Consider the following 21,050-nt stretch of genomic DNA (forward strand, 5'->3'; position numbering starts at 1 on the left):
AAATCCCTTAATTTATGCTATAATGTTGCTGTTAAAAAGGAGGATATTTCATGGCTCGCGATAACGATACAAGCTCCAACAAAAAGCAACAGAAGAACAAGGCAAAAGCGCCAAAACGCTCGAAATGGCGCTGGGTCTGGATGACGCTGGGCTGGCTGACCCTGTTCGGATTCGCTGCCGTTCTCTTTGCCGGAGGCGCCGTATTCGGGTATGTCACCTCGATCGTGAAGGATGACCCCGTGCGATCCCGTGCCGATATAGAAGCGAAAATCAATCATAACGAGATGACAGGCTTCGCCTATTTCCGCGACGGCTCAGGCATTGGCCAGCTTCGTTCGGAAGAAGACCGACGGCCGGTCAGTTATGATGAAATTCCTGCTTCCGTCATAGATGCGGTAATCGCTATCGAGGACAACAACTTCTACCGCCATATCGGCGTCGATTTTAATGGAACAATGCGTGCGGTTAAGCAACGGCTCCTGAAGGAGGATGTACAGACCGGGGGCAGCACACTGACTCAGCAGCTGGCCAGACGCGTATTTCTGAGCCTCGACAAAACCGCTAACCGGAAGGTGAAGGAAATTTTTCTTGCTGTACGTCTGGAACGTTTTCTCTCCAAACCTGAAATCATTACAGCTTATTTAAATAAGGTTCCTTTTGGCAATGGCTCAAACGGATATCAGGTCTACGGCATCAAAGCTGCCGCCAAGGGGATATTCAACGTCACCAACCTAAACGAGCTCAACATTGCCCAGACGGCTTATCTGGCGGGGCTGCCTCAGCTTCCTTCCGCCTATTCCGCCTTTAACGGCAAGGGTGAGTTCAACGAAGAAGCATTTGCGCGTGCCATCAAGCGGCAGCAGCTCGTGCTGTCCCGCATGCTGGAAGAAAACAAGATTACCAGAGAGCAGTATGACGAGGCTTTAGCCTTTGACATTAAAGGCTCTTTGGCAGCACAAACAAAAAAAGCTTACGAGACCTATCCTTATTTAATGCTGGAAACCGAGCGGCAGGGCGCTCTCGTCATCGCCATGATGAATAATCCGGAGATGACCAAAGAAGAGCTGCTGGGCAATCCGCAGCTGCTCGAAGAAGCGCGGCAGCAGCTTCTGACGGGGGGCTACCGGGTATACACGACCATCGATAAGCAAGTGTACAATGCCATGCATAAGGTGTCGGAGAACGCTGACAATTTCAGCCCTTACAGCGAGAAGAAAGGGCTTGAGCAGGTCGCTGCCATTATGCTCGACAACCGTTCTGGAGCCATTCTCGGCATGATTGAAGGCCGGGACTTCTATACGGAGCAAATGAACTATGCTACACAAATGAAAAGGCAGCCCGGCTCCACAATGAAGCCGATCGCCGCCTATCTGCCGGCAATGGAACTCGGTCTGATCCAGCCGGCCAGCATCATCGATGACTCGCCGATTATTTTGCGGGATTACTCCAAGGGCTATCATATTCCGGTAAATTCAAGCGGCGGCTACAAAGGCTTGGTTACAGCAAGAACAGCGCTGAATGAATCGCGAAACGTACCGGCGCTGAAGGTGTTTAATCAAACCGTAGGCATCGAGCAAGCCTGGGAGTTCGCCAAGAAGCTCGGCATTACCACATTGGTCGAGGAAGACTACGGGGCGCAGACCGGCGTCCTTGGCGGCCTTAAATACGGTGTCACTGTTGAGGAACTTACGAACGCGTATAGCACAATCGCCAATGGCGGAGAATTCACCGATGCCTACATGATCGAGAAAATCACCGATTTTAAAGGCAATGTCATCTATAAGCATCAGGTGGAGCCTGAACCGGTCTTTTCCAAACAGACCGCCTATTTGATGACAGATATGCTTCGTACGGTCATTACCGACGGAACTGCCCGATCGCTTAAAAGTGATTTCAAAAGCTATGGAAAAATCCCAATTGTCGGTAAAACGGGCTCTACGCAAAATTATGCGGACGTATGGTTTATGGGGTATACTCCCGACGTGTCGCTAGGCGTCTGGATCGGTTATAAAGAACCGGTTAATACGCTGTCTGACGCAGGCAAGTCGAGAGCTCGCTCCATCTGGGCCAAGGTGATGAATGAAGTGACCGACAGCAAACCGGAGCTGTTTCAAACGAAACAATTCGAGAAGCCTGACGGCATCGTAACCAAAACCGTCTCAGGCTATAGCGGCAAGCTGCCGACTGCCCTTACACAGCAGGCTGGAAAAGTGGTTACGGACATATTTAACGCGGAATACGTCCCTACCGAGCCGGATGACGTGCTGGTTCGGACGAAATATATCACATATGAAGGCGTGAACTATATTCCGCATGACACGACCCCTTCCGACATGGTACTGGAGAAAGTCGTCATGAAGCGCGAGAAGCCAATTAAGGAGCTTGTCGACGAGCTTCAGAAGGCCTTTTCCGGCATGAAAGGCGGTCATAGACCGCTTAGCTTCTATATGCCGAAGGATGCTGGCGAAGATGCTCCAACCAAGCCGGATCCAAGGAAAGACGATGGCAAGGATCCATCGCCGCCAAGTGATGTCCATCTGACTGCGGCAGGCGGCGCGGCCAAAATATCTTTTGCCAAAAATCCAGAAAATGACGTCGTCGGCTATCGCCTGTACCGGTCGGAAGGCGGAGCTGCCTTCAAGGGCACAGGGAAGGTCGTGCTGACGGGTCAAGACACCTTGTTCACAGACTCGGGCTCCGGAGGGAATTACGCCTACTACATCACAGCGGTAGACGTTGCTGGAAGAGAATCCGCGCCAAGCGCCATCGTTAGCTTCAATAGCTGGAGTGGCATTCCCAATCCGGATGGTTCGGATCAGGAATCATTGCCGGATATTGATTTGGACGATTTAGCCCCGCCTAACGCACCAGGGCAAGTCGGAGCGCAGATCAACGATCAGGAAATTACGGTATCCTGGGCAGCCAATGCGTCCGAGGAACATATTACGAAATACCAGATCTATTTATCGGATACCGCAGATGGCGTGTATTCCAGACTAGGCTCGACCCCAGCCACGCATTTCTCGTTTAAAACGGATGCGCCAAGCGGTTGGGTCAGGGTCACGGCGATCAATGCGCTGGGAGAATCCTCGCCTTCTGGTTCGGTGCAGTTTAAGAAATAACCGCGAACACCAAAAGCTTCCACGGAACATTTCGTTCCGGTGGAAGCCTTTTTTTTGAGAAACTTGATTTGGTTTGTTTTCAATGGGAACTATGTCCAAGCAGCCGAGTTTTAAGATTCATATACTGTTCGCGAAGGAGGTGACAGCATGAGTAAAGCAATGATCTCTCAAGCCGTTTTTCCAAGACTTCGCTTGTTTCGAGACGAGAATTACAGAGGACGCAGATTTGTCGTTCGCGGTAATGTCGGAATACGGAACCTAGAGCGCACATTTGGCGACATCGAGAGCCTGCGCTTCTTCTCTCCGAACTCAGGTGCTACCTTAGTTCTGTTCTCCCGCACGAATTTCAGAGGAAGATTCCGGGTTTTTCGGGGCGTAACCAATATTGCCGATCTAGACGACATTATTGCAGGCAGTGAGCCTGAATCGATCATCAGCTCCAATAGGCGTCTAAGCCTGGCGGAAATTCGGGCGATTCGCAGAACTGGCGTCTTGCCCAACGGCTTCAGATCTATTTAATATCCTTGAGGCCTCCGGGACATTCGGCTAGATCGTACTTAGATCTGCCGGGTGTCCTCTCTTATTTCGCTGAAGCTTACCGTAATTAATGTTCCCCGCCCCACCGCACTTCGCACCTCAACCGTTCCCCCATGCGCCTCGGCAATTTCTTTCGCTATAGCCATGCCTAAGCCGCTGCCTGACGCAATACGGTCCGTTGCCGTTCCCCGGTAGTACCGGTGAAATAGACTGCTCCGGGTAGTCTCGTCCATACCGGTCCCGTTATCTTCAAACTGTAAGGCGAAGCCAGTTCCCGGGCCTTTCTGCATCCGGACTTTCAACTGGGTCCCTTGCGGATTATGCAGCATAGCATTGATCATAATATTATCCATCATACGGCGAAATGCGATAGGATCAACTCGATAATAAATTTCCTCTGGGGCAGGAACCCACTCGCATTTATATGGCGACCATGCAGGATCCTGCGCAATGTGCGCCACTGCATCCCCCGCCACCTCATTCATATTGCGGCATTCCAGGTGCAGGGTGTCAGAGGCATGTTTGAGGCGATAAAGCAAATTCAAATCCTGGATCAGTTCGTCCATGTATTCTGCCTTTTCCACCATAGTAGCCGCAAACTCCGTAACTTCCTCCCTCTCCCACTCATATTGTCCGGATCGCAGCAGCTGGGCATAACCGTATATAGAGGAGAGCGGTGTTTTCAAATCATGGGACAAGCCCGCAATCCATTCTTCACGCATTCGCTCGCTCTGCTCCCGTTCCAGCTCATGCTGCTCCAACTGCTGAGATAATTTTTGAACAGAATCAACAACTTCAGCATACGCTTTATACCTGCGCTTCAGACGGCCGGAACGCCGCTTGCTTATCGGCCTGCCATGACGGTCAATCGGCTCCTTGTATTGCCGGTGCGCCAAGTGCTCCAGCCAGCGCATCACGTGCAGCATAGGCAACCCGAATTTATTTCCCTGCCACAATGCCAACCCGCCGCAGGCAAGCAGCAGGATAAGCAGGAGACTGCCAAAGCCGTACATCATGAGCTGACCCTCGCTATTGACAGTTGGGCCCAGCGGTGTTAAGCCGATGCCAGCAGCAGCATAATATGGAGCGTGAACCAGCCAAATCCTTTCGGTGCCAGGCTCCGTTCTCATTTCCATACGCATGCCGTACCGTTCCGGGTATTGCAATCTCAACACAAGGTCTTGTGGTGAATATTGCTGTGGGACCCCAGAAGGCAGGCGATACGACAACAGCTCTTTCCCCTCAGGGCTCAGCAGCTGTATGCCGGCCTCGTATTCTTCCAGGCAGTATCTTATCTCCATGGGCCATTCATCAAATCCAGAGGCTGATTCGGCTGGCCTTGCCTCCATGATTAAGCGCTCAAATCTCTCACTGTCCTCGGCCAATACAGACGCCGCCGTATCCAGCGGCTCCTTGACACCATACAGCAGCGTGACCATCTCCCCTTCAATCGGACGTATCAATATATAGAGCCGGTAAGGAAACGGCTGCTGTCGGTTGAAATAGTCGATCAGTTGGCCAGGCTTATATTTTGCGGGAACATCCGGCGGCGTGAAGTAGGCAGTCGTTGCCTCCCCTTGCTCATTCAATACCTGGAGCCAGCCGCCATTCTCCTCGACTTGCTTCAGCAACCTGGGCGAAATATGCGGAGAGCCGTCCTCCCGAAGCGAATATGCGTCCATGATGGATTCCAGCGCCACGCGGGAGAAATTCCGTTTCAAATCCAGTTCAGTCATTTTTTCAGCGATCCAAAAAAACATCATCACGATGCATATTGCCGTAATGGCCCCAACAGTTAACCACTGCCTGATAAATATCCATACAAAGCGGCGGCGCATCGTCATGATTCTGTTCCTCTTCGAACCAGCTTATAACCTAGTCCACGAACCGTCACCAAAAATACAGGTTTGGCGGGATTCGGCTCAATTCGCTCTCGTATACGGTGAATATGTACCATAACTGTGTTGTCATCGCTGATTGCAGATTCGCCCCAAACCCGCTCATACAGCTCGTCTTTGGGAAATACGCGGTTAGGATGGCGGCATAAAAATAATAGCAGTTGAAAGACTTGGGCCGGACAGTCGACAGCCCGTCCGTTTACAGTCAGTTCCTTGGCGGTTCCATCCACTACGAAATAGCCAAAATCATATATTTCTTGAGTCCCCGTCCTCTTTGCGGGCAGGGATGCTGACGATCCGGATCCAGCAGTTCTTCTAAGATGCACTCTCAACCGGGCGATGACCTCAAGAGGATTGAACGGCTTGACGATATAATCATCTCCTCCAATTGCAAACCCGGTCAGCTTGTCTAAATCCGTCGAACGGGCCGTCAAAAACAATATCGGCGCATCCGTCATTTCGCGAATGAATGGAGCTGCTTCAAAGCCGCTTTTACCTGGAAGCATCACATCTAAAAGGATGAGATCGTAGGGCTTGGAACGGCAGGCCTCAATAGCCTCCTCTGCACTCCCGACGGAGTCCACGTCGGTATAGCCTTCCTTGGCCAAGACCGTATGCAGTAATTTAAGAATTGCCTTCTCGTCATCCACCAGCAGGATATGAGGCTGGCTCATTTTTCCGTCCTCCCTGTCCTTGAATATAGTTATGCTCATTGTAACATATCCATATTTCCTTATGGCTTCTTGAACCTTAACAGTACCTTAACTGTGACCTAATACATTTAAGCAACTGTTCATCCCCTGTTTCTCTATCGTTCATCTCCAGCAGCTATAATTACAAACATAAAGATCAACTCGATGTAGAACGGGAGAGGTGCCATATGAATGCAAAATTGCTGATTTGCCTAATAGCCCTATACTTATTTACAGGTTGCAGCCTGCCGGAATCACAACAATTACAACCATCCAAAGGTTCCCCAGAATCCGCCGGTATGCTGGAAAATATCGATCTGCTTCCCGAGGCGTTGCAGAATGGATATTATAATCAAGTGTACAACACGCTTAGCCCCGATTTTCAAAGCCAAGTCACGATGCAGCAAATCAAAGAGCTGTCGCAATCTTTCTTTGGGGCTAATGATACGTTTGTGATGCAATCAAAGATAGCAGTCAACGGCATGACGGACTATGTATGGCTCGATCCTTCCTCCAGCAAAGGAATTTCCGCTGTAACAGACCAGAACGGAGTCATATGGGGGCTGCAAATTGTAAATCTGTCCTCTTATCCCGCAACGGATAACGATTACACCGAGCAAGAATACAGTTTACCGTTTAAAGGGGAATGGCTCACCTTCTGGGGCGGCAGCAACGTGCTCTTGAATTATCACTACGCTTACGAAACCCAGCGCTATGCTTACGATTTCATCGTCGTTGAGGAAACCAGCAGTTATGAAGGGGACCCGGCGGAAAATGAAAGCTTCCATGCTTTCGGGCGGGAGGTGCTGGCTCCAGCGGACGGCATCATCATGGAGGTCGTTAACGACGTGGAGGATAATGCTCCTGCCGGCACTATGAACGAGCAGCATCCCGCCGGGAATTACATCATCATCGACCATCAAGGGGAGTACAGTATATTGGCGCATTTCAAACAAGGATCGATCAGCGTGCAAGAGGGGCAAAAGGTCAAGCGAGGCCAGACGCTTGGACTTACCGGCAATTCCGGAAATTCCAGCGAAGCGCATATTCATTTCCAGGTGTCCGATCAACCAAGTCTGGAGAAGGGCAAATCGATTCGCATAAAATTCAAAAACGATCTTGAACCCATCAAGGGACAATTTGTTGAAGGCTGACTATGAGAAAGACGCCGGGGCTGACATGGTTCACCCCGGCGTCTTTCTTGTATTAATATCGATCATGCCTATAGTTTGTTATCAATCCTCTATCGTCGACAGATCCCCGGTTGGAAGATTCAACTCCCAGGCCTTGAGCACGCGGCGCATGATTTTGCCGGAGCGCGTCTTCGGCAGCTTATCCTTGAACTCGATTTCGCGCGGTGCGGCATGGGCCGATAACCCTTCCTTCACGAAGCGCGCGATGTCCGCCTTCAGCTCCTCCGAAGGCTCGTATCCATCCAGCAGGGAGATGAACGCTTTGATGATTTCTCCCCGCGTCGGGTCAGGCTTGCCGATCACGCCCGCTTCCGCAACGGCCGGATGCTCCAGCAGCTTGCTCTCCACCTCAAATGGGCCAATTCGCTCCCCGGAGGAATTGATGACGTCGTCAATCCGGCCCTGGAACCAGAAATAACCGTCTTCGTCCATATAAGCCGTGTCGCCGGAAATGTACCACCCCGGAACCCGGAAATACTCCTCATATTTCGGAGCGTTATTCCAGATTAACCGCATCATGGCTGGCCAAGGTGTACGGATGGCCAGATTTCCCATCCGGTTAGGCGGCAGAATTTTGCCGTTATCGTCGATAATCGCGGCTTCGATGCCCGGGACCGGCTTGCCCATGGAGCCCGGCTTCAGCGGCATCGATGGGTAGTTGCAGATCAGTTGTCCGCCGGTTTCCGTCATCCACCATGTATCATGAATGCGCAGTCCGTATACTCTATGTCCCCAGCGTACGACCTCAGGATTCAGCGGCTCGCCGACGGATAAGACATGTCTCAGCGAAGACAGATCGTATTGGCCGATGATGTCTTCCCCTGCTCCCATCAACATCCGGAATGCGGTCGGCGCACTGTACCAGACTGTTACTTTGTTTTGCTGAATCGTATCATACCAGTCCCCGGGACTGAAGCGTCCTCCGCGCACAACATTCGTAACCCCAAGCAGCCAAGGTGCGAATATGCCATAGGAGGTCCCCGTCACCCAGCCCGGATCGGCTGTACACCAGTATATGTCGCCTTCCTTCAGGTCCAGAACAACCCTGCCTGTATGATAATGCTGAATCATCGCGTTATGAACGTGGTATACGCCCTTAGGTTTTCCCGTAGAGCCCGATGTATAGTGCAGGATCATCCCGTCCTCGCGGTCGACCCATTGGATTTCGGTCTCCGGTGCGGCCTTCTCCAGCTCGGCCAGCAGGTCGATCAGCCCCGCTTCCTGCGGAAGATCCTCGCCGACCAGGAACACATGCTTCAGCGCGGGCAGCTCGTTCCGCTTGACACGTGGCAGCAGCGCAGGCGTCGTGACGATGGCTACCGCGCCGCTATCCTCCAGCCGGTCCTTGACCGCCGTTTCCATAAAAGCTTCGAAGAGCGGCCCTACGACCGCACCTACCTTGAGTGTACCGAGCACGGAGATATACAGCTCAGGGCTTCTCGGCATAAAGACGAAAACGCGGTCGCCCTTACCAATGCCATAGCTGCGCAGTACATTTGCAAATTTGTTGGACAGCGTACTCAGTTCTTCATACGTATAGGATTCATTCCTGTTCGAATCACTGAACAGCAGTGCCGTACGGCTGCCTTTTCCCGCATCCACGTGGCGGTCGATCGCTTCATAAGCCATATTCACGCGGCCCGTATCATACCAGGAGAATTGCTTCTCCACATCGGCCCAATCGAATTTGGCGTAAGCCTCCTCATAGTTCCCCAAATTGGACGAGGGGGCTACCTCCGAAATAATCTCACCTTGCAGCTGACTCATTGTTTCATCCTCCCTTGAATCTGTCTTTAAGCACCCATTAATAAGCAAATTCAAATCATGAAAACGGATACACGTCGGCGGATTTCATAGTGCGGATTATTGCTGTCAACCTAATGGCATAGTTTGAAGCGGTATCCACTTGTTCATGAGGGCCAGTGTGTAATTAGTCATGCAGTGTGCAGCGGGATGTCAAGAGTTAATTATGAATGTTTTATGTCGGAATACATTATATCACACGCTTTTATGAGGGGCTATACTTTTCAAATTTTCATTTTTCTGTTATAAGTGAGGGGAACGAGCAAAGGAGGCGGCGAAAATGGAACATCGGAAAACGCATATCCGCCATACCGTATCTAGTAGAGGCCGCGAAATCGTCATCGAGGGCCCGGTTTCGCCAGAGCTCCTGCAGCACTTTAAAATGCATGAGGAGCTCGATGCTTTTCGCAGACCCAAGGACCAGCATGAGGCGTTGATCGAAATCGCGGAACTCCCGGAAGGACGCATTATCATCGCAAGGGAGCAGGACACAATCGTCGGTTACGTCACGTTTCATTATCCGGATGAAATGGAACGCTGGTCTCAGGGAAATATGCCCGATCTCATTGAACTGGGGGCGATTGAGGTAGCCAACGACTACCGCTCGCTAGGGCTCGGCTCGAAAATGATCCGGACAGCATTCGAGCAGGAACAGATGGAGCGCTACATCGTATTTACGACGGAATATTACTGGCATTGGGATTTGAAAAGCAGCGGACTTAGCGTATGGGACTACCGGAAAATGATGGAGCGGCTCATGAAAACGGTCGATATGGTCTGGTACGCTACCGATGACCCGGAAATTTGCTCCCATCCGGCAAACTGCCTGATGGTCCGCATCGGGAAAGATGTCCCGCTGGAATCTGAAGAGCAGTTTGACCGCATTCGCTTTCAGCAGCGGTTCATGTATTAATGCTCATGCAGATGATGACACAAGAGCAAGGAGAGTGGCGCCCATGACTGGAAGCGCTTTATTGATTCATCATGATATAGCCATGAATTATCATTTTCACGACAGCCATCCTTTTCATCCCCTCCGGCTTAAATTAACGCTCGATCTTCTTGCCGAAGCGGATGCGCTAGCCCCTGCAGCGATGCTGACGTCGCGGCCGGCCACGGAAGAAGAGCTGCTGCAGGTTCACCAGCCGGCTTATATAGAGGCTGTAAAAGCGCTAAGCACAAATCCAGGTCCTGATTGGCTGGAGCGGGCAGGGCAGTACGGGCTGGACGACGACGATACGCCCTTCTTCCCAGGCATGCATGAGGCTGCTGCCTATGTTGCCGGCGGCTCAATTACGGCCTGCGAGGCGGTTATGTCTGGACGCTGCGATCACGCCCTGCATTTGGGCGGCGGCCTGCATCACGCCCTCTCCGCCAAAGCAGCGGGCTTCTGCGTCTACAATGACGTCTCGGTGGCCATCGCCTATGTTCGGCAGCGCTACCAGGCACGTGTACTTTATATCGATACGGACGTGCACCATGGTGACGGGGTGCAGTGGAGCTTCTATTCGGATCCCGAAGTATGCACCTATTCCATCCACGAGACCGGGAAGTATTTATTCCCAGGCACTGGCTTCGTGCAAGAGAGAGGCGAGCACCAGGGCTATGGAGCCTGCGTCAACATTCCACTTCAGCCTTATACGGAAGACGCCTCCTGGATGGAATGCTTCGAGCAGTCGATCCGCCGCTTGACGGAATATTTCAAACCGGATCTTATCATCAGCCAGCATGGCTGCGATGCGCATGCGCTCGACCCGCTCTCCCATATGCAGTGCAGCATGGCCATCTATAATGAAATGCCCGCCATCATACACAGCCTGGCCCATACGTACTGCAGCGGGCGCTGGGTTGCCGTAGGCGGCGGCGGATATGACATCTGGCGCGTCGTTCCCCGGGCATGGAGCCTGCTGTGGCTGGAGATGACAGATCATCCGTTAAAGCGCTCCCTGAAACAGCATCCCCGCACCCGGCTCCCCCAAACGTGGATTGAGCGTTGGCAGGAACAGAGCTCGGTAAGCCTTCCAGCCGAATGGCTCGATGATTTGACCCATTGGGAAGGGATTCCCCGCAGGGCCGAAATCACGGCAAAAAACCGCGAGAGCCTCGCGGTTGCGCTGCAGGATTTCCCTGAAATCTAATTAACGGTTCAGGCCAGCGACCATCTCGTTTAAAATTTCAAACGAATGCCGGGCAGCGAGCATCGTAAATTCGGCGAAATTGACGTCCGCCGTGCCATCGGCCTTGTCGGACATCGAGCGGAGAATGACGTAAGGCACTCCATTCATATGGCATACTTGTGCTACAGCTGCCCCTTCCATCTCCACGCAGGCGCCGTCCATCGTCTCGTGAAGCTCGCGGACATAATCATAATCGGAAATGAACTGGTCGCCAGACAGCACCTTGCCTACGATAAAGTTGTTATCCTCGCACAGTTTGGAGCAGGCCTCTTCCGCCAGACGGATCAGTTTCTTGTCTGCCGGAAAATCCGATACGTCCTGATAAGGAATCATACCGCGGGCAAAGCCGAGCGGCGTAACGTCCATGTCATGCTGCTGGCATGAAGAGGAAATCACGATATCCCCGATGTTAAGCTCGGGGTGAACCGCACCTGCCACTCCTGTAAACAGTATCGTGTCTGCTCCGAACCGATCTACCAGCACCTGCGTCGTTGCAGCGGCATTGACTTTGCCGACGCCCGACTTGCATACGACAACCTCTTTGCCGTGCAGCTGCCCGGTTACAAAGCTGATTCCGGCATGTATGACGGTATTCTGCCTCTCTACCTGCTCCAGCAGCAGAGCGATTTCTTCATCCATGGCGCCCATCAGCCCGATTGTTGCGGCCATAACGATCTCCTCCTTTTTTTCCCCTAAAAAAAGCTCCTGAACAGGAGCTTTTTCCGTATAACCTTTTTCATATATTTGTCTTTAATCTTCTTCTCTATCTATAATTGATGAATCAGTCCAGCCGATTATACATGGCTGACCGACAAGCGAAGAATCGTCTCATGCGGCAAAATCACCTTCGAGCTCTCTACAGTCTCTTTCTTCATCAATTTCGTCAACAGACGCATCGCTACCGCACCAAGGTCGTACATCGGCTGTGCCACCGTAGTCAGCTGCGGACGAACCATCGAAGCCATACGAATGTTATCCACACTAATAATAGAGAAATCCTCCGGCACTTTGAGACCTTCGTCCTGAATGCTGTGGATCGCTCCAATCGCCATTTCATCCGTGGCGGCGAAGATTGCCGTCGGGCGCTTCTTAAGACCCAGGAAATACTTCATCGCTTCGACACCGGATTCGTAGCGGTAATTGCCAATCCGCACCAGATCCTCCTGGTACTGAATGCCCGCAGTTTCGAGCGCGCGCTTGTAACCCTGGAACCGCGCATATCCGTTGGCCGGATCCTGCAGCGTTCCACTGATCATGGCAATCTCGCGATGGCCATGGCGAATCAGTGTGCTGACAGCATCGAAGGCAGCAGCCTCATGATCGATATCAACGGAAGGAATTGTCCCGTTCTCATCGCTCGTCGCACACAACACAACCGGAACAGAGGAGGTCTGGAAAGCCTGCATATGCTCTTCCGTCACTGCTCCGCCCATAAAGAGAAGCCCGTCCACCTGCTTCTCGAGCAGCGTGTTGATGACGCGGATTTCCTTCTCCTTCTTCTTGTCCGCATTACATAAAATAATGTTATAGTGGTACATGTTAGCGATGTCTTCAATACCCCGGGCGATTTCAGCGAAAATTGAATTTGAGATGTCCGGAATGACTACGCCAACCGTAGTCGTCTTCTTGCTCGCAAGGCCTCTTGCAACCGCATTCGGACGATATCCCAACCGTTCAATTGCTTCGTATACTTTTTTCCGGGTTTGCGGTTTCACATTGGGGTTGTTGTTGACAACCCGTGAAACCGTGGCCATTGAGACGCCTGCTTCACGTGCCACATCATAAATGGTAACCGTCACATTCTTCTCTCCATTGCCAATAGATTTTCACTCATTCATCCCGTAATTTTCAAGCTCCAATTAGGTTTATGATACGACAAAATTTTACTTTGTGCAATGTTCGCGCTTCATTCTGCTAGAATTCCCTCTAGGGCTTCTAAAGTAATGTCGGAATGGGAAGTGTGCCAAACGGCTTGTCCGTTTTTGACCAGTATGACTTGAGGGGATTCATGCTTCACTCCAAGGCGCTCAGCAGCCGCATCGGAGACGGCCCTGTCTTCGACAACGCATATCACACCGTAGTTTACAGCTTCGTTGGGATAATGATTTAAGTATGCATCGAACTCCCGGTGCGCTCCCGAACTGATGGGACAACGGGTACTATGTTTGAATAACAAAAACGGCCTGTGCGCTGAATCTTCCATAGCCTAGGCAAGCTCTTCTATGGAAGTTATTCTTTTCAAAGCAGCCATAATATATCCATCCCCTTTTTCCGACAAGGCATACTTAACATTACCTTTTGTTATCTTAACAAAAAAAAGACGTTAAACACAACTCATTGCAGTACTTTTGCCAGAAACCGCCCTTAATTTGTTCTTGAAAACTGACTGTTATTTACAAAGTCAGATATTTGAGCCAATCTTTTGGAAATGTCCTCCATCCAATCCTGGTCTTCCATTCCTTTAGCGCATCCATACACATCCAGCAGCAGGTTGATGCGTTCCTTACATTTCTGGTCGAGAAGCGATTCAAAAGATGGTGAGTCGGTCTCGCTCCATGTCCGGTAAATGCCGTACATCACGTCTGCCAGTTCGCTCACTTCATTAAAAAGCACGAGCCCCTGCTCCCGGCTCGCCTTCAGTTCCCCCAGCAAAGCAAGCAGATCCGGTTTTATGGCCGGAAGCACCTCGTAATGACTGCATTGCTCGCATTCGAATACCGGTACTCTATCAATTTCGATAATCCCTTCAAAAATGAGCACTCTAAAATCGAGGCTCATTTCTTGCCCGCAATGACACAGCTTGCGCACAGTACCACCTCTTCTTACAAATCATTTTCAATTTACTTTTACTTGCCCGCCGTCCGTTGAATGATGTATTCGACCCTTAAGGGATGTTCTCCTTTTCGGGGATGCAAATGCTTGTAATTTCCTTGACTGGCAAGGAATCTCGCCTAGGCTGCGGCGATGGTCATATGATAAATAACTTTATTTTTGATACAATTAAAATATCGAAAACGATTTTCGTCAAGACCGACCGAGAACAGGAGGCGTCCATATTGAGACTTACTGGTAAAAGAGTTATCGCTTTAGTAGATGAGGAATTCGAGGATTTGGAGCTGTGGTACCCGATTTATCGGGTTCGCGAGGAAGGTGCCGAGGTTCATCTCGTCGGACCGGAGAAAGGCAAAAAATACATCGGCAAGTACGGCGTGCCTGCCGAAGCGGAATATAGCTTCGAGGAAATCGATGCCAAAGACTACGACGGCATCCTCGTTCCGGGCGGCTGGGCCCCGGACAAGCTGCGCCGTTATGGCAAGGTGCTGGAAATGGTCAAAGAACTCCATGCGGCGAAGAAGCCGATTGGCCAAATCTGCCATGCCGGCTGGGTGCTGATATCCGCTAAGATTCTACAGGGCGTTACGGTTACGTCGACGCCGGGAATCCGCGACGATATGGAGAACGCAGGCGCGATTTGGAAGGATGAAGCCGTCGTCGTAGACGGGCATATCATCTCAGCCCGCCGTCCGCCGGATCTGCCGCCGTACGGCCAAGCATTCGTCGATGCGCTGGCGAAAGCGTAACCCATTCCCCCTGAATTGCTGCAGACAAAAAACGAACCGCAAGGGAAGGAGCCCGCTGCTCTCCCTATGCGGTTCTTCTGCGTGTTTAATGGTTCTGCCACACACAGCTTTCGGCAAAACGCGTCAGCTCTGCCTCCACTTCGGCGCCGGTCGCAAGCCGGTAGCAGTTCGCCCCGGCTTCCCGCCCTGCGGAAGCTTCGGCATTCAATATCCGGTGCTTCACCCTTAACAGCGATTGCGGGGACATGCTCAGATCACGAACGCCCAGATAAAGCCAGATCGGGATAGCTTTCTCGTCTCCGGCAAGTTCTCCGCAGACACTGACCGGAATCCCGGCGTCCTGCCCTGCCGTAATCGCCTGGCGCAGCAGGCGAAGCACCGCAGGATGAAATGGCTGGTACATATGGGCGATCGTCTCGTTCATCCGGTCGACAGCCAGAACGTACTGCACCAGATCATTCGTGCCAATGCTGAAGAAATCAGCTTCCTTGGCCAGCAGATCGGCGATCGCTGCCGCAGCCGGCACTTCAATCATGACGCCGACCGGAATGCCGTCGTCGTAGGCGATGCCGCGCTGGTCGAGATCGGACTTGGCCTCGGCCAGAATTTGCTTCGCCTGGCGCACCTCCTCCAGCGAGGAAATCATCGGCAGCATGATTTTCAAGCTTCCATAGGCGCTGGCACGAAGGATGGCGGTCAGCTGGGTCTTGAACATTTCTTTGCTGTTCAAGCTGATGCGGATGGCCCGGTAGCCGAGGAAGGGGTTATCCTCCTCCGGCAGCTCGAAATATTCCAGCTGCTTATCTCCCCCAATGTCGAGCGTGCGAATCACGACGGAATAGCGGCCTGCCTTCTCGGCAACCTGCCGATATATATCAAACTGCTCCTCTTCTGATGGAAAGCTGGAACGATCCATATAGAGGAACTCGGTGCGGAACAACCCCGCACCTTCGGCGCCGTAATGAAGCACCTGCTCCAAATCTTTGACGGAGCTGATATTGCCCGCCAGCCGAAAGCGAACGCCGTCCCGTGTAATAGCTTCGACCGTTGCCAGCAGCTGCAGCTGCTCTTTGCGCTTCCGCTGGATTTCGGCCAGTTCCGTGTAGCGGTCTATAATTTCCTGATCAGGTTCAACATAAATAATTCCTTCGTCGCCGTCAACGACAAGCATATCGCCCGTCTTCAGCGGCGTTCCAAGCTTGTGCTCCAGTCCGGACACAAGGGGAATCCCTAGAGCCCGGGCCATAATCGCTGAATGCGAGGTCTTGCCTCCAGCCATCGTAACCATGCCCAGCACATTATCTGGATTCATATGTACAAGCTGGGAGGGTGACAATTCCTTGGCCACCAATATATAGGGCTGGGTATCGGCCGGAAGCGTAATGTCGGGCGTGCCGAGCAAATGCTTCAGCAGGCGATTGCCGACATCCTTGATGTCAAGCGCCCGCTCCTTCATGTACTCATCATCAAGCAGATCAAACATGGTGACAAAATGATCCGTTGCTTCTTTGACGGCAACTTCCGCCGCTTTGTACTGACGTTCGATAATCCCGCGGATTTCGCTCATGAATACGGGATCCTCCAAAATGGCCAAATGGGCGTCAAAAATGCTTGACTCCTCAACCCCTACCGCTTCCTTGACTTCATTTTTCATCACTTCGATTTCCGTCTTGGATGTACGTATGCCTTCATACAGTCTCTCAAACTCTGCGGCCAAATCCACCTTATCCATCTGGCGGTCCGGCAAATCCCATTCCCAGGCAGGCAGCACGAATGCCTTGCCGATGGCTACGCCCGCTGCTGCAGCGACGCCCTGTATCATGTTTAGACCCCCTATATCCTGCTCTGTTATAGGATACATCTCTCTATAATATTTATCTTTGTTCACGAAGTAATTCGGGTTCGCACTATTATGGTAATCCTAGGCTTGCAAATTTGTCAAAGGAAATTAAACCTGTCCAGCTAAAACAAAAAAGAGGACCCGCTGAATTCAGGTCCTCTCCTTAGGGATTATTGCCGGCTCTTGCCGAGCAATATGCTGTCCTCTACCTTGATACACCGATCCATGATCACCTTCAAGCCGCCCTGCTCGGCGATCTGCGCTGCCTCCTCGCTGATGATTCCCTGCTGGAGCCACAGCACCTTGGCACGGGCCGCAACCGCTTCGCGGGCCACCTCCGGTGTATGTTCGCTGCGCCGAAATACGTTCACGATATCGATCGGCTCAGGTACGTCCGCCAAGGAAGCATACACCTGTTCGCCGAGAATCTGCCCGCTGACCGCCGGGTTCACTGGAATAATGCGGTAGCCGTTGCTCTGCATCGCTTGGGCTACCATGTAGGATGTGCGGTCCGGCTTGTCGGACAGCCCGACGACGGCGATATTGCCCGCATGCTCCAAAATTTCCTTGATTTCCTCGCGGCTGGGATTTTCATAAGCCATGGCTGAATCCTCCTCTCGAATTTCCATAGTATGCCCTGCCCTCTCTTGTTATACCCATTCTACCTGAGCGCCAAGCGCCTTCATATGATCGAAAAATTGCGGATACGATTTGGCGACGTGATGGGCGTCCTTGATGACCAGCGGCTTGAAGCAGCGCAGGCCGACAATCGTCAAAGCCATAATGACGCGGTGATCGTAGTGGGCGTTGATCTCGACGCCCCCCTCAAGCCCGCTCGGACGGCCGTGCACGATGATCTCGGCCTGGCGCTCCTCTACGTTCGCGCCGGCTTTTCTCAGCTCGTTCAAATAATCCGTAATCCGATCGCATTCCTTGTACCTTAAATTCTCTACGTTATAGAAACGGGACGTTCCTTCGGCAAACACTGCAGCGGCCACCATAGCCAGTACCGCATCGGTCGCTGCATCGCCATCGAACTCTACCGGACGCAAACGGCCATTGCCTTGTACGTGAACCGTATCGTTCACATGGGTCAGCGGTACGTCCATCATTTGCAGGACATCCACGACCGCACGCTCGCCCTGTTTGCTGCGCTCGGCCAGACGGTGCACCTTCACATCGGACTTCGTTACCGCAGCTGCCGCCAGAATGGCCGCCGAGCCCGGATAATCGCCCTGAACCGTGTAGGTCTTCGCCTGATAGCTCTGGCGGCCGGGCACCTTGAAGCTCATGTAATCGTCGCTGGCATGGATGATGATTCCCGCCTGCTCCAGCACTTCCAGCGTCTGGCCGACAACGACCTTCGATTTCAAATCGTCCAGCACCTCGATTTCGCTGTCCTCTTCTAGCAGAGGGGTCAGGAACAAAAGGGCGCTCAAATACTGCGAGCTGACCGCGCCGGATACGGTGATCTTGCCGCCCTTCGGATTACCGCCGCGAATTGTGATCGGCAGCCGTCCTTCCTGATGGTCGACCTCGACGCCAAGCTGCTGCAGAGCCGTGATCAAATCATCATGCGGACGTTTGCCCAGGGAATCAGGATAGGTGTTAACGAAGGTCACCTCAGGACACAGCGCGGCGATGCCCATCAGAAACCTCAGCACGGCTCCGGCATTGCCGACGTTCAATTCCTTGACATCCTTCGGCTTCCGGCCAAAGCCCGTAATGACGATCTTCTCCTCATCCTCCTCCAGCACCGCCCCCAGGTCGGCAATGCAGCGGCGCATGGCGTCGCTGTCCTCGCTGTGCGCAGGATAATATATGGTGCTCGTCCCTTCGGCTAGCGCGGCAACGAGCAGATAGCGCGTTGTATAATTTTTCGATGATAGCGCCCCGATTTCACCGCTAAGCTCGGGCGTTGGTCTAACGATAACGTCCATTTATATTCTCCTTTTTTTCATCAAATATTATTTTGATTAACCGCGGTAATGCATTAAAATCTCAGACGCTAGGACGTCTGGAGTTTTACCCGTGGTATCGATTTTGACGTGAGCGAAATCATAAGCATGCTTGCGCTCTTCCAGGAGGACGGTCAGTCTCTCCCTCGCCCCGCCGGCAAGCAGCGGCCTGCCCGGATCCTCGCCAACGCGCTTCAGAATGCTCTCCAGATCGGCGGTAAGGGCAACAACCCAGCCCTGTTCCAGCATGATGGAGCGGTTCTCTTCACGCAGAACGGCCCCGCCGCCGGTCGCCAGCACTACCCCGCCTTCTTGCAGAACCCGGCTCAGCAATGCCGACTCCATATCCCGGAAATAAGGCTCGCCGTAATTGGCAAACAATTCGGGAATTGTGCACTTCGCCTCCTCTTCGATCTGTTGATCGAGATCGATCAGGCGATAGCCGGCCTTTTCGGCAAGAACGGCTCCTACCGTCGACTTGCCTGTGCCCATCATTCCTACCAGTATAATATTGTTTCTCTTTCCACTCAATATTTCACCTACTTTATTCCTGTGCTGATGGCAAACTTTTTCATATCATAACACAGGCGCCAGCATTTCGGCACATCTCATCGTTAAATATTCAAAAAAAGGCGCCAAAGAGCAAAACCGCTCTTGACGCCTTATGAATCAGTTGATTAGAACCATTGATGATGGAATACGCCTTCTTTGTCAACGCGTTTGAACGTATGCGCCCCAAAGTAGTCGCGCTGCGCTTGCAGCAGGTTGGCTGGCAGTCGCTCCGTACGGTAGCTGTCGTAGTAGGACAATGCGCTGGAGAAGCCCGGAACCGGAATGCCGCGGGAGACCGCTGCCGAGATCACTTGGCGCCATGCATCCTGATATGTTTCCACGATGTTCTTGAAGTAAGGATCGAGAAGCAGGTTCTTCAGGCCAGGATCACGGTCGTAAGCTTCCTTGATGTTATGCAGGAACTGGGAACGGATAATGCAGCCGCCGCGGAAAATCATCGCGATGTTGCCGTATTTCAAATCCCAGCCGTACTCGTCGGAAGCTGCTCTCATTTGTGCAAAGCCTTGAGCATAGGATACGATCTTGCTGGCGAACAGCGCTTTGCGAACATTTTCAATGAACTCCTGTTTGTCGCCGTCAAAAGAGCTGGCAGCCGGGCCGCTCAAAATTTTGCTTGCGGCAACGCGCTCTTCCTTCATCGCGGACAAGAAGCGGGAGAATACAGATTCTGTAATCATGGACAACGGCACGCCGAGGTCAAGAGCGCTTTGGCTTGTCCATTTGCCTGTTCCCTTCTGTCCGGCAGCGTCAAGGATGACATCGACCATCGGTTTGCCGGTTTCTTCATCGTATTGCGAGAAGATGTCCGCCGTAATCTCGATCAAGTAGCTGTCCAGTTCGCCTTTATTCCACTCGGTGAAAATTTCATGCAGTTCCTTGGCATCCAGGCCAAGTACATCCTTGAGCAGGTGGTAGGCTTCACCGATCAGCTGCATATCGCCATACTCAATTCCGTTATGCACCATCTTGACATAGTGGCCTGCACCGTCTGGACCGATATATGTACAGCATGGATCGCCGTTCACTTTAGCGGAAATGGCCGTAAGAATCGGCTCGACTAATTTATAGGCACTTTCCTGGCCGCCAGGCATGATCGCAGGGCCGTTCAGCGCGCCTTCCTCACCGCCGGATACCCCTGTGCCGATAAAGCGGAAGCCTTTGGCTTCAAGCTCTTTGCTGCGGCGCTGCGTATCCGGGAAGTAGGCATTGCCTCCATCGATAATGATATCGCCTTGATCCAGGTAAGGAAGGAGCTGCTCGATCGTTGCGTCGGTAGCTGGACCTGCTTGTACCATGATCAGGATTTTACGGGGCACTTCCAAGGAATTGACAAATTCTTCAACCGAGAATGTACCAACCACGTTTTTGCCCTTCGCTTCGTTCGCGAGCATATCATGAGTTTTCTCAGGGGAGCGGTTATACACCGAGACGGTGAACCCTCTGCTTTCAATATTTAGGGCGAGGTTCTTACCCATAACGGCAAGGCCGATAACGCCAATTTGTTGTTTCGACATGGTCTCCATCCTTTGCATTCTATATTTTTTTCAATAATATCATTTTAACTCTTTGAAGTACAGAAGTGAACCCCTTCACCCAACTCTCATTTTATATTTAAAAACGGCCCTTCCCCTGATCCGAAAGAGCCGTTTCAATCCTTGTTTGATGTTCGCATTGTC

At 52.1% G+C, this 21,050-nt stretch carries 18 protein-coding genes; 6 read left to right on the top strand and 12 right to left on the bottom strand.

The window, feature by feature from the left end; genetic code table 11:
* Positions 1-50 precede the first annotated feature (50 nt).
* Positions 51-3,122, top strand: coding sequence for a transglycosylase domain-containing protein (locus QNH46_RS15615; protein WP_283925112.1), 3,072 nt, complete (start codon positions 51-53; stop codon positions 3,120-3,122).
* A gap of 147 nt (positions 3,123-3,269) precedes the next feature.
* On the top strand, positions 3,270-3,641 hold the full coding sequence (locus QNH46_RS15620; RefSeq protein WP_283925113.1) for a hypothetical protein: 372 nt from the start codon (positions 3,270-3,272) through the stop codon (positions 3,639-3,641).
* A 38-nt stretch (positions 3,642-3,679) separates the two neighbouring features.
* Here the strand turns inward: QNH46_RS15620 and QNH46_RS15625 are convergent, their stop codons facing one another.
* The gene (locus QNH46_RS15625) at positions 3,680-5,503 is read right to left on the bottom strand and encodes a sensor histidine kinase (RefSeq protein ID WP_283925114.1); all 1,824 of its coding nucleotides are present in this window, start codon (positions 5,501-5,503) and stop codon (positions 3,680-3,682) included.
* Positions 5,500-6,231 carry a response regulator transcription factor gene (locus QNH46_RS15630; protein ID WP_283925115.1) on the bottom strand — a complete coding sequence of 244 codons (732 nt, stop codon included), beginning with the start codon at positions 6,229-6,231 and terminating at the stop codon, positions 5,500-5,502. The genes QNH46_RS15625 and QNH46_RS15630 overlap by 4 nt, the downstream gene beginning before the upstream one ends.
* 206 nt (positions 6,232-6,437) lie before the next feature.
* Here QNH46_RS15630 and QNH46_RS15635 point away from each other — a divergent pair, with 206 nt between their 5' ends.
* A complete protein-coding gene (locus QNH46_RS15635) occupies positions 6,438-7,403 on the top strand; it encodes a M23 family metallopeptidase (RefSeq protein ID WP_283925116.1) in 966 nt (321 codons plus the stop codon).
* Between the two features lie 81 nt (positions 7,404-7,484).
* Here QNH46_RS15635 and acsA read toward each other — a convergent pair whose 3' ends face one another.
* A complete protein-coding gene (acsA, locus tag QNH46_RS15640; protein WP_283925117.1) occupies positions 7,485-9,209 on the bottom strand; it encodes an acetate--CoA ligase in 1,725 nt (574 codons plus the stop codon).
* Between the two features lie 316 nt (positions 9,210-9,525).
* Here acsA and QNH46_RS15645 point away from each other — a divergent pair, with 316 nt between their 5' ends.
* Both QNH46_RS15645 and QNH46_RS15650 read left to right on the top strand, forming a co-directional pair.
* Positions 9,526-10,158, top strand: coding sequence for a GNAT family N-acetyltransferase (locus tag QNH46_RS15645; protein ID WP_283925118.1), 633 nt, complete (start codon positions 9,526-9,528; stop codon positions 10,156-10,158).
* A gap of 43 nt (positions 10,159-10,201) precedes the next feature.
* A complete protein-coding gene (locus tag QNH46_RS15650) occupies positions 10,202-11,383 on the top strand; it encodes an acetoin utilization protein AcuC (RefSeq protein ID WP_283925119.1) in 1,182 nt (393 codons plus the stop codon).
* Here QNH46_RS15650 and QNH46_RS15655 read toward each other — a convergent pair whose 3' ends face one another.
* The 4 genes from QNH46_RS15655 to QNH46_RS15670 form a co-directional block, all read right to left on the bottom strand.
* A complete protein-coding gene (locus QNH46_RS15655) occupies positions 11,384-12,091 on the bottom strand; it encodes a 5'-methylthioadenosine/adenosylhomocysteine nucleosidase (RefSeq protein ID WP_283925120.1) in 708 nt (235 codons plus the stop codon).
* A 125-nt stretch (positions 12,092-12,216) separates the two neighbouring features.
* The gene (gene ccpA / locus QNH46_RS15660) at positions 12,217-13,221 is read right to left on the bottom strand and encodes a catabolite control protein A (RefSeq protein ID WP_055107543.1); all 1,005 of its coding nucleotides are present in this window, start codon (positions 13,219-13,221) and stop codon (positions 12,217-12,219) included.
* Between the two features lie 107 nt (positions 13,222-13,328).
* Positions 13,329-13,625, bottom strand: coding sequence for a bacillithiol system redox-active protein YtxJ (gene ytxJ / locus QNH46_RS15665; RefSeq protein ID WP_283925121.1), 297 nt, complete (start codon positions 13,623-13,625; stop codon positions 13,329-13,331).
* A gap of 161 nt (positions 13,626-13,786) precedes the next feature.
* A complete protein-coding gene (locus QNH46_RS15670) occupies positions 13,787-14,230 on the bottom strand; it encodes a hypothetical protein (protein ID WP_283925122.1) in 444 nt (147 codons plus the stop codon).
* A gap of 245 nt (positions 14,231-14,475) precedes the next feature.
* Here QNH46_RS15670 and QNH46_RS15675 point away from each other — a divergent pair, with 245 nt between their 5' ends.
* Positions 14,476-15,003: a type 1 glutamine amidotransferase domain-containing protein gene (locus tag QNH46_RS15675; protein WP_283928458.1), complete on the top strand. Its 528-nt coding sequence runs from the start codon at positions 14,476-14,478 to the stop codon at positions 15,001-15,003.
* Positions 15,004-15,088: 85 nt separating this feature from the next.
* Here the strand turns inward: QNH46_RS15675 and ptsP are convergent, their stop codons facing one another.
* The 5 genes from ptsP to gndA form a co-directional block, all read right to left on the bottom strand.
* The gene (ptsP, locus tag QNH46_RS15680; RefSeq protein ID WP_283925123.1) at positions 15,089-16,825 is read right to left on the bottom strand and encodes a phosphoenolpyruvate--protein phosphotransferase; all 1,737 of its coding nucleotides are present in this window, start codon (positions 16,823-16,825) and stop codon (positions 15,089-15,091) included.
* A 188-nt stretch (positions 16,826-17,013) separates the two neighbouring features.
* Positions 17,014-17,445 (bottom strand): CoA-binding protein, encoded by a 432-nt coding sequence (locus QNH46_RS15685; RefSeq protein WP_283925124.1) that lies wholly within the window; start codon positions 17,443-17,445, stop codon positions 17,014-17,016.
* Between the two features lie 48 nt (positions 17,446-17,493).
* Entirely contained in the window at positions 17,494-18,783 is a 1,290-nt protein-coding gene (gene aroA / locus QNH46_RS15690) for a 3-phosphoshikimate 1-carboxyvinyltransferase (RefSeq protein WP_283925125.1), read from the bottom strand.
* A gap of 36 nt (positions 18,784-18,819) precedes the next feature.
* Positions 18,820-19,332 carry a shikimate kinase gene (locus QNH46_RS15695; protein ID WP_283925126.1) on the bottom strand — a complete coding sequence of 171 codons (513 nt, stop codon included), beginning with the start codon at positions 19,330-19,332 and terminating at the stop codon, positions 18,820-18,822.
* 146 nt (positions 19,333-19,478) lie between these two features.
* The gene (gene gndA / locus QNH46_RS15700; RefSeq protein ID WP_283925127.1) at positions 19,479-20,888 is read right to left on the bottom strand and encodes an NADP-dependent phosphogluconate dehydrogenase; all 1,410 of its coding nucleotides are present in this window, start codon (positions 20,886-20,888) and stop codon (positions 19,479-19,481) included.
* Positions 20,889-21,050: the final 162 nt, after the last annotated feature.

Origin of the sequence: Paenibacillus woosongensis (genome assembly GCF_030122845.1) — a bacterium.
Classification (GTDB): domain Bacteria; phylum Bacillota; class Bacilli; order Paenibacillales; family Paenibacillaceae; genus Fontibacillus; species Fontibacillus woosongensis_A.